This is a genomic window from bacterium, assembly GCA_035281585.1.
Lineage (GTDB): Bacteria > UBA10199 > UBA10199 > DSSB01 > DSSB01 > DATEDP01.
On sequence record DATEDP010000059.1, the window covers coordinates 36,919 to 46,987 of the forward strand.

Below are 10,069 nucleotides of genomic sequence, written 5' to 3' on the forward strand. Positions count from 1 at the left end.
CGCAGGTAGCACGATTCCGAATAAGCCCGCAAGATCCTTAGTAAAAGCCCGCTTGACTTTCCCCAAACCCCCGCTCACTCTCCCTTCATGGGAAACCTGCTTTTTGTCATCTTCATGACGATTATCTTTAGCTTTTTCCTGATCTATCTCATCCAGAAGACTTCCAAGCGGCCGGAAACGGCCGAAGAGAAGATCCCCATCGACCCTGGCCTGCGGCACCTGAACATCGACCAATTCTTCGAAATTTCCTGCGAGCTCTTGGAGAAAATGGGCCTAAGGATCAAGGACAGCTTTAGGACCGAGGACAATCAGATCGACATTTACGCGGAAAATCCGGAGCCCATCGTGGGCGGTCCTTTCGCCGCCCACCTCATCCTCTATCCCGAGGGTGCCCAGGTCACGAGCGCCGACGTCCAAAACTTCGCCTCCAACCTGGTCGGCGAGCGCCTCGGCAAAGGCATCCTGATCACCACCGGCTTCTTCGCCCAAGACGTCGCTTTCCTCCCCGAGCTTCCGCCGATGGAAATGATCGACGGCAAGCGCCTCGCGGAGCTGATGAAGCATTACGGCATCCAGATGCCGGCGGCGTAATTAAGAATCCAAATAACGGTGGGTGAATTTGCGGAAGAGCGGCATGCTGGGCTCTTTGGGCTTGTGGCCGTCGCGGATCTTCAGCTTCCGAAAGATGTAGTACATCCGATAAACCGCGGTGAGCAAAGTCATGGAGCCGATCACGGCCAAGGCCGCGATGGTGAGATATTCGACCGGCTCGGCGGCCTGGGGATTCACGATCTGGCGAAACGGCGGGCTGAAGATGGAGCCGACGCCCAGATAGACGATCCGTTCCGGCCGCTGCATGATGCCGCCCTTGCAATCCACGCCCTCGCTGTCCCCGCGGGCTTTGGTGTAGCTGACCATGAGCGAGCCGACCAAAGCCGCCAGCACCAGGAAGAGAACCCAGGAATCGCGGTAATAATAAGCCAAGCCGAGGAAAACCACCGCCTCGCCAAAGCGGTCCATCACCGCGTCGTAGAAAGCGCCGGCGGTGCTGGTCTTGCCGGTGCGGCGGGCGATCCGGCCGTCGAACATGTCGAAAGTGCCGCCGATGATCATAAACCAACCGGCGATGCCCATGTGGCCGGTGGCAAAGGCCCAGGCCGAAACCAAGCTCAGCAAAAATCCGAAAGTGGTGAGCGTGTTGGGGCTGATACCTAGGGCGACGAAGAGCTTCTCGAAGGGCGAAATGAACCAGGCCCAATATTCGCGAAGAAAAGGCCCCACCATCTTGGAAGTGTGGCGACCGACTAGATCGGGATCGCCCGGCTTCTTCTTGTAAAAGAAGAGCGCGAAGATGACCACCGTCAACAGCATCAGGACGTTGATCGCCACCAGGGGGATCAGCGAATTCCATTTAGGATCGATGCCGAAAAACGTCGGGTTCATAAGAAAACCGGGGTAACAAATTCCATCAGGTGCGTCAATGCGGCCCGGCCCCCATGGCTTAGCCGCGCCTCACCTACCCGAAATCAGGGAGAAAAAGGCCCCTCGCCCATCAACGCGGCGAGGGGCTTTAGACCTGGAGGAGAAAAATCAGCGGGCTCCGTCCGTGCCGGTGGCCGGAACTTCGACCTGCTCTTCGGCCAGCTTCTTGGCCTCGGCCTTGCTAACGATGAGCTTGGGATCAACCTTCAGGCTATGATCGAAGCTCGGCAGCGGCATGGCCTTGCCGTCGGCGTAAACCTTGTGGCGACCGTGCTGCCGGTACCATTCGCCGACGCTGGCATTCTTATACATATTTTCGATGATGTTCCGCCAACCCACGCCGGTGTTGTAGGCGCAGAAGGAAATCTCCCCCTGCTGGGTTCCGTAAGGGATGATGCACATCTCGGTCCGGCGGAAATCGTAGTTGAACAAGTCTTGGAACCACATGCCGGCGACGAAGAGGAAGAGCCATTCGTCCTTCTTCCGCTCGGCGCCGGTGCCGTAGTCCTTTTCGCTCATTGATCCGCCGCTCTGCTTGTCGAACTTCTCGATGAGCTGCTCGAGGGTGAGGCCCTCGGGAAACTTGCTCGGGTCGATGTTGCGGAGCAAGGCCATGCCGATTTGGGCCTTGGTCAAGCTGGCGCCGCGGGCGGCATCGGTGATCCGCTCGCAGTCCTTGAGGAACTGCTCCATGTTGAGGAACTCCGAAACCGGCTTGTAGACCTTGGTCCGCTTGTTGACCATCAAGGCGGTGCCGACGCCGCAGTTGGGATGGCAGCCGCAGCTCATGTTGCCCCAATCCTGATCGGCGCCCTTCACCATGTCCGAGAGGTTGGAGAAGATGCTGCCGACCGAAAGCGGAAACCAGTCACGAAGCGGCTCGGTGAGCCCGGTCTGCTTCTTCACGTCGTGGGCCAGGTGGGCCAGCGTGTAGCGCATCTTGCGGCGATCCTCGTCGCTGATGTCCTCGTCGCGGCCGGTGAAGGAGACCGGTTGGAAGGCGATGAAGCTGATCTTGTCGCTGTTCTCGATCGCGAACTTGATGATCGGGCCGATCTGGTGGTTGTTGACGGTATTGACGATGGTCACGACCAGGACGACGTCGATGCCGGCGCCGTAGAGGTTTTCGATGGCGCGGAGCTTGACGTCGAAGAGGTTGCCGATCTTGCGGTGCTCGTTGTTCTCATTGCCGATGCCGTCGAACTGGAGATAAGCCAAGCGCATGCCGGCGTCATAAGCCTGGGCGGCGAATTCGGGGTCCTCGGCAAAGCGGATGCCGTTGGTCGCGGCCTGAACGCTGAAATAACCGACCTTCTTGGCGTACTTGACGGCCTCGATGAAGTGCGGCGACATCGTCGGCTCGCCGCCCGAGAACTGCACCGACATCTGGCGGCGCGGCTTGATCTTCAGCGAGTTGTCGAGGACTTCCTTCACCTCGTCGAAGCTGAGCTCGTGGACGTAGCCGACTTGGTTGGCGTCCATGAAGCAAGGATCGCACATCATGTTGCAGCGGTTGGTCAGGTCGACGGTGAGGACCGAGCCCCGGCCGTACTTGATGGTCGAGGTGCCGTGGTTGCGGACTTCGGTCTTGGGCGACTTGAAGTCGCGGCCCGGGAAAAGCCGCTCGATGCGCGAGAGAAACTTGGAATCGAGGGCCATCAGGTCCTCGAAATGACCGTGCTTGGGACAATCCTTGATCATCCACACCTGGCCGTCGCGCTCGATGATCTGGGCCTTGATCTCGCCGGGGTTGCCGTGGATCAGCTCGGTGTAATCCCGCTCGCCGCGGATGATGGCCTCGCGGACTTCCTTCACGCAGCCCGGGCACAGCGAATCGGTGGTGCGGGGATAGCCCAGCTTGGGGAACGTCTTTTCGTAGCTCTTGAGCAGCGGCCCCGGAGCCCACTTCGGTTGGATGGACTTGCCGTCCTTGACTTGCTTGTTGAGGAATTGAAAAACCGGCCAGGCGATCTTGGCGCCCCGGACCAGCGCTTTGCCGAGAATTTTACTCTGTCCCATATTTCTCCTTTTTCTCCACCAGGTCCTCGAAAATGAGGGATCGACACGTCAGGATTCTCAAATTTTAAAACATTCTAAATACTTGATTTTACAACACTTTTTGCTCGCAAGCTTGTAAATTGATTCACCGCGTCGGTCAAGTCAAAAACCATGGCTCCGGCGAGGGTGGAGGGAAGGAACGGAAATGATTTGGGAAAGATTTGAGGTGTACAGAGACTAAATTCGTAAGGGCGACCTTTGGGGTCGCCCGGTCTGCCTAAGTGAGTCCATGCCTTGGGCGGGGGCAAGCCCCGCCCCTACTCTTCTAATATGACTCGGCGAAGCAGCTCGGTGTTGATGTCCCGGCCCTGATAAAAATCTTCGAAGAGCTGGGAAGCCGCCGAATAGAACATCTTCAGCAAGTCGAGTTGGTGCAGCATGAAGCGGGCGTCCTCGATCTGGTTGCCCTCTTCCACTTCGTCCAAGGCTTCGCTGAATTGGGTGTGACAGCGGTTGATGATCCGAATGCTCTCGTCGACGCCTTCGCGCAAGCGATCGAAGAAGCCGCGGAGGAACTTGCGAGGGTAATCGCGGTTGGCTTCGTAATAGTCGCGCCGGCTCCCCTTCACCCAGATCTTTTTGACCAGCTTGAACTCCTCCAAAAGCCGGATGTTGACACTGACGTTGCCCTTGCTGACCTGGAGGATCTCGGAAATGTCGTCGAGCGAAAGCGGCTCGCGCGAAAGAAAGAGCAAGGCGTAGATCTGGCCACCGACCTTGTTCACCATGCCCAGCATGTTGGCCGAGATCTTGCCGGCGCTTTCGATGAAACGGTCGAGGGCCTTTTCCAGAGCCACCGAGTATTTCTTATTGGGGCTTTCCGCTGCCATTGAGGGCCCGCACTAGCAGAGGCCATCGCGGGGGTCAACCCCCGGGCTGGTAGGGGCGGCCCTTGCGGTCGCCCTTGAGCAAGGAGATTGCTGGGGCTGCAGACAGGGCACCCGCAAGGGGTGCCCCTACTAATTTTCCTCTTCCGGCGGCACCTCGTTCGGGAACCGCCGGCGTAAATATTCGCGAAATGTCCGCATGCTGTAGGAGTTGGGCGCGAGGTCGAAGACCCCGTGGTAAGACCGCGATTCGCTCAAGAGAAATTGCCGGCCGACCTCATAGTAGCGGGGAATCTCGGCCGGCCCATTGCCGCCCATCCCGCCCGGAGCCCAAGGTTGAAGGACCAGCCGGCCGACGCTGGGATCGAAATGGGCGGTGGCGACTTGTCGCGGCGACTGGATTTGACTCAAGAAGGAGGTGTCGAAGCCGCGAAGCTCCGGGATTTTCATGATGTGGTTGGTGAGCCAGCCGTCGAAGGGAATGACGATCCGTCGGCGCTCATCGGGATTCCTGAATCGCATTCCATAGACCGCCATGGTGTAACGATGGTCGCCGGAGGTGTCGGGGCTCTCGATGGTATCCAGGTTGAGACGATTGGCCAGCCGAATCAATTCCGCGAAATAATGGGTGCCAACTCCGTTGCCCCGCAAATGCGGCGGCAGGGTCAAAGTCGAAAACTCCAGCCGGCGGGTGCCCTGGCGCGGGTCCCGGGAGAAGCCGATGCCGAAGGTCCCGGTGTCGGGCTCGCCCGGGACCGAGGCCGCCGAGGCGGCGCCGCCCGGCGGAATCAAGTCGCCGTTGAGACTGAGTTTTCGGTCTAGAAATCTCCAATGCAAGGAGCCGACCCGGTATCCGACCGGGCTCAAGTCCAGCAGCTCCGGCAAACGAGCCGCCGGGAATTCGATGCCGACCATCATCCGAACCGCTTCCTGGAACCAAGCCCGGCGCTGCTCGAAGGAAGGATATGGGACTTCGGTGCTTTGGTGGGGCGTGCCTTCTTGGCTCAAGGAGTTCCAGCCCCAGGCTTCCAGCGACACCGCCCTTCGGCTCCACATTTCCTCCGCCAGGCGGCGATAGCCGCGATCGTCGATGAAACGGGGGGCGACGTTGGCCAAAAGATCCCAATTGTCCTGATTGAGCCGTTGAATGCGCCGGGCTTCTGCCAGCAGCTGCTGAGTGCGGACGACTCGCCTCTCCAGGTTCTGGGTATTCAACAAAGATTGGGGCGAAGCCTCGGCCGCGCTCGCCGCGACCAGCATTTGCTGAAGGCCGTGAATCCGCTGCTCCCAGTAAGCCACCGGATCGGGATAGCGGAAGCTTCGGGCCAATTCGGAATCGGCCGCGCTCCGATGCTCGGCCAATTCGCGGCGCATCTGAATGAGGCTGGCGTAAGCGCTCCAGGGGCCTTCCGAGCTTTCCAGGTCGCGAAGCTGGTTCTCGATGAGAGCCTCGGTGGTCGGCAAGGCCCGCGTCACCCGGGCGACCTGGAAGAAAGTCGAATCGAGCGGGTTGACCACGTTGTTGCCCTTATCGGGGATCACCAATTGGATCTCGGCCAGGCCCGGATGGGCCTCCAGATAATCCCGGGCCCAGATCTGGATGTTCTCCCGCTTCACGCCGGAACGGATATGGGGAATCTGGAGAATCAAGACCAAGCGCTCCTTGCCGTTCCGAATCTTTTGATAGTCGCCGTTGTGCAGAAGCTCGCGTTCGGCCCGGTCCAGCCAGTGCTCCAGGTGATCGCGCGAGGTCAAGGGCTCACGGATCGAGGAGACGGTGGCGGTCACCACATCTTTCGAGGAGCGCGCCAAAAAAACCCCTTCGCCGCTGCCGCCGCGGCCGAGCAGCTCGACCTGGTAGCCGTCACCGACCAGCCTTTGGGCGGCGTGGAGGATCGGGGCCGCCAGCTGGGCATTGTTGTCGTCGTGACCGCGCTCGAGCTTGAGAAAAACCTCGAAGAAGGGTCCGCGGACATCGCGGTTCTCGGCGTAATAGCGGGCCGTGCTCCGCATCGCTTCCAGGAATTGGTCGTAAGCCTCTTTGGCGAGCTGATCGCTCAGGGCATCGGCCGAGGGCCGATTCCGGATTTGGAGGCGGTCGCGCATCATGCCGAGCTGGTAGCTTTGGAAGTAAATCGACAAAACACCGAGCATCCGGTGGTCGCGGCGGCCGACCACCTCGCCGAGAAAATTCGAAATTTCGCGGCGGTCGATCTCGGAATGGCTGCCTTTGCGGAGGAAATCGATCAAGCCCGAAACCGCGTCGCCCCGCATGTTGAGGATGAGATTGGAGCTGCGTTCGGTTTCGGGCGGCTCGAACCAGCGCAGCAGGCCGTTGACCGTCTCGACCCCGAGAACTCCGCGGTCGCGGAGCCGCAAGAGCTGGCCGCGAAGCTCGGGCCATTCCGGGGCGGTCGGTGCCCGGGGCTGGGGCCGATGGTTCACCAAGAGGTTCTGCAGGCGGCGGGCAGTCTCGAAATATCCCGTCACCACGGCCTCGGCATCCTCCACCCTGCTCTCGAGTGGAATCGTCAACTTCTGGCGGAGGGCCTCGGTGGCAAACCGGTCGCCGACGATCTCGTCATGGGCCAAATCCCATTGAGTCCGGCCCGGGGCGTCCAGCAAGTTCCAGATTTCCTCGGTGACGTTCAAATACTTCTCGAGCGCCCGCCGGCCCTGGGCCACCATCCGAAGGTCCGGCTCGGCCGCCCAGACCCTCAGCATCCGGTGGAGCGAGACCCGATCTTGGCCGCGCAAAAAGAAATCGTCGCGCTCCAAAGCCGCTTCCAGCCGGCGCGAGGCCGCGCCCGACAGGCCGGCGGCCTCGATCGCCGCGCTCATCTCGGCCGGCGCGATTTCCGGCAAACGTCGCTCGATCGGATTGGAGCGGTAGGCCTTGAAGATTCCCTCGAGGTCGCTCTTGCCTTGGATGTAGCGCTCCAGCCTTGAGTTGATGTCGAGGAAGCGTTGGATCAGCCGCGGATAATTCTCGGCCGCGAACACCGATTTCGAGCGCGGACCGTCGCCGAACCCCTTGTCGTCGCCGAGATAGGACTCGGCGTCGTTGAGATAACGCCGGGTTTCGAGGTATTTCAGGTCGACGCTGTCCAACAGGCGACGCATGTTGCGCCGTTGCCGCTGGCCGCCGGTGTTGGCCCGCTGCCGGAGCTCGCTCTGCAGGAAACGGAAGCGGTTGTTCCATTCGAACAGAGTGTCGCTCAAGGTTTCGAAATGCTGCCGGTTGATCGAGTGGAGCAGGACGTCGAGGTTTTTCCAGGAGCCGCCGATCGGCCGGCCTTCACCTGACTTCATGTCGCTTTGATAGAGGCGGTCATAAATGGACCGGGCCGCCTCCATGTGGCCGAGGAGGAATTGGGACATTTGAAAACGCTCGGCGATCGGCAACTCCCCTTCGATCAGGGCGCGGAGGATCGATTTGCAGGTTCCGGCGACATGCCAGGCGGCCGGATCGCCGCTGACCCGCTGGGCCGGATCCCACCTGCCGTCACTGCCCTCGTTGCTCATCATCAGGATGTTGGCCCGGGCCGGCGGCTCTTCCGGCAGCGGCAGGCGGAGTCCTTCCGGGGTGACCGCGAAAGTCTGCCGGCCGAAGGGCCCGACTCCTTCGCCCGAAGGCCGGGGGCGACCCAGCATTTCGGTCCGGGCTTCGATCGCCCGAAGCCGGGCGGCATGAGCCGGTCCGAGCACGGTGTTGGCGATTCGGGCGCCGGCGTTGAAATGGACGAGAGTCAGGAAGGAATCGCTCCAAAGATTGCCGGTGTCGGGCCGCAAGCCCAAGCGGGTTTCGGCATAGTGGCCGGCGGCGATGCCGCCGAACATCCCGAGCTGATGAAAAGCCTGGCGCGAAAATCGGGTGAAGGCCGGCGCGCCCGCCGCCGACCCGGCCGAGAGGCCGTGAAAGCGGTCGAAGAGATGGGAGCTGGCGGCGCCGCTCAGCTTGAGGAAGCCGAGGGTCAAGACTTGGGAGGCCAATTCATGGCTCAGGGTTTCGCGGTCCCAGCGAAGATTTTCCGGATGCAGCGTCGCGGTGACCGCCCGGCCGGTGCCCCAGAAGGCCAGCACTTCGGCCGGAAAGGCGGCGCTCGACGCCAAGAAACGGGCGCCCAAGCCCCGAGTCCATGCCGAAGCCGGCCGCGCAGCCAAGTTGGCCAAGGCGCCCATGCGGACGGTGCTGAAGGCCAGGCCGGCGACACCCATGCCGAGGATCATGCTGGGATCGGAAGCCTCGCGGACAAAATGGCCGGCGAAATGTTCGGCCCGGCGACCGAAGCTGCCGCCGCCTTGCAGAACCTCGGCTTCCTCGCGGGCTCGGGCCCGAAGGCTGGGAGGGATCGCCGCGAAGGCGCCAAGCCCCTCGGCCATCCCTTGGTAAAGTGTCGCCGCCCAGGCCGCGTTGCGGTTGCGCGCGGCGCTTCCGGTCAAACGAAGCAAGCCGCTGAAAAAAAGCTCGGCATCGCCCTCCTCGCCCAAGGAGATCAGCTCATTCAGCGAAGCGGCGCCGAGCTGCGATCGAAGATTTTCGCGGTCGGAAACCGGCAGGCCCTCCAGGACCCGACTCAACCTCCATCCGGGATACTGGCGCCGCAGCTCCAGAAATCGGTCGGCCGCGGCCTGGGCCGGGGGGTGGCCTTGGCTCGCCAAGACCAAAGCTTGGGCCACGGCCGACCGAGCGGCGTCGACCGAAAAACCATTGATTTCACTGGATAAACTTGCAGAGCGCGCAAGTAGAGCTTGAGCCTCGCCAAGGCCGATATGGACAGTGGGACGGCCCCCTAAGGCGTTCGTGACCATTGCAGAAACCCGGAATCAAAATTAAGAAATTCGCAGGTTTATCGCTAATGGGGTCGGCGAGTTGCGGGGAAATTCGAGGGAGCTACTCCACCATGCGGCGGTAGATCTGGTCGGCTTTGCCCTCGTCGGTGAGCTTGTCGTTTTTCCGGGCTTCGCTGAAAGAAAGCCAGGTGAGATAGATCACCGAAACCATCATGATGACGATCGGAATATTGTCGGGCAGCGAGAGGATGTGAAGGAAATGATCCATGAGGCCTCATACCTGCTGGCTCGATCCGCGTCAAGAATCCCTTGAGATTGCTGGGCTTCCATGCGAATTCGATCCCAATGAATTCCAAGAGCTCGCTTCTGATTTTGTTCAGCGTCGTCGTGCTCGACTTGATCGGCTTCGGCATCGTCATCCCCATCCTGCCCTTCTACGCCGAATCCTACGGCGCCAATGCCACGGTCCTGGGCTGCTTGCTGACCTCCTACGCGGCCATGCAATTCCTCTTTTCCCCTCTGTGGGGGAGGCTTTCCGACCGGATCGGCCGGCGCAAGGTCCTGCTCGGCACCATCGCCGGCGGGGTGGTCGGCTTGGTCATCCTCGGCTTGGCCAAATCCTTGCCCATGCTCTTCGTCGGACGAATTCTCTCCGGCATCTTCGGCGCCAATATCGGCATCGCCTCGGCCTATGTCACCGACGTGACGACGCCGGAAAATCGGGCCCGAGGCATGGGCTTGATCGGAGTGGCCTTCGGAATCGGCTTCATCTTCGGACCGGCTTTGGGCGGAGCGCTCTCGGTCTACGGCTATTCGGTGCCGATCCTCGCTGCCGCCGGCCTCGGCGCCTTCACATGGCTCTATGCTTGGCTGCGGCTCGGCGAATCCCATCCGGCCAAAGGCGCCGA

The 10,069-nt window shown here is 61.1% G+C and carries 7 protein-coding genes; 2 read left to right on the forward strand and 5 right to left on the reverse strand.

The window, feature by feature from the left end; translation table 11 throughout:
* The first annotated feature begins 114 nt into the window (after nucleotides 1–114).
* Complete coding sequence (locus tag VJR29_04585) at nucleotides 115–591, forward strand: restriction endonuclease (GenBank protein HKY62677.1); 477 nt, start codon at nucleotides 115–117, stop codon at nucleotides 589–591.
* On the opposite strand, the gene VJR29_04590 is transcribed toward VJR29_04585, so the two are convergent.
* The 5 genes from VJR29_04590 to VJR29_04610 form a co-directional block, all read right to left on the reverse strand.
* Entirely contained in the window at nucleotides 592–1,443 is an 852-nt protein-coding gene (locus tag VJR29_04590; protein ID HKY62678.1) for a CDP-alcohol phosphatidyltransferase family protein, read from the reverse strand.
* A gap of 147 nt (nucleotides 1,444–1,590) precedes the next feature.
* Complete coding sequence (locus tag VJR29_04595) at nucleotides 1,591–3,501, reverse strand: radical SAM protein (GenBank protein HKY62679.1); 1,911 nt, start codon at nucleotides 3,499–3,501, stop codon at nucleotides 1,591–1,593.
* A gap of 296 nt (nucleotides 3,502–3,797) precedes the next feature.
* A complete protein-coding gene (locus tag VJR29_04600) occupies nucleotides 3,798–4,370 on the reverse strand; it encodes a MarR family transcriptional regulator (protein HKY62680.1) in 573 nt (190 codons plus the stop codon).
* A gap of 129 nt (nucleotides 4,371–4,499) precedes the next feature.
* Nucleotides 4,500–9,047, reverse strand: coding sequence for a hypothetical protein (locus VJR29_04605; protein ID HKY62681.1), 4,548 nt, complete (start codon nucleotides 9,045–9,047; stop codon nucleotides 4,500–4,502).
* A gap of 214 nt (nucleotides 9,048–9,261) precedes the next feature.
* Entirely contained in the window at nucleotides 9,262–9,429 is a 168-nt protein-coding gene (locus VJR29_04610) for a hypothetical protein (GenBank protein ID HKY62682.1), read from the reverse strand.
* A gap of 77 nt (nucleotides 9,430–9,506) precedes the next feature.
* Here VJR29_04610 and VJR29_04615 point away from each other — a divergent pair.
* On the forward strand, nucleotides 9,507–10,069 hold a 563-nt coding region (locus tag VJR29_04615; protein HKY62683.1), incomplete at its 3' end, for an MFS transporter.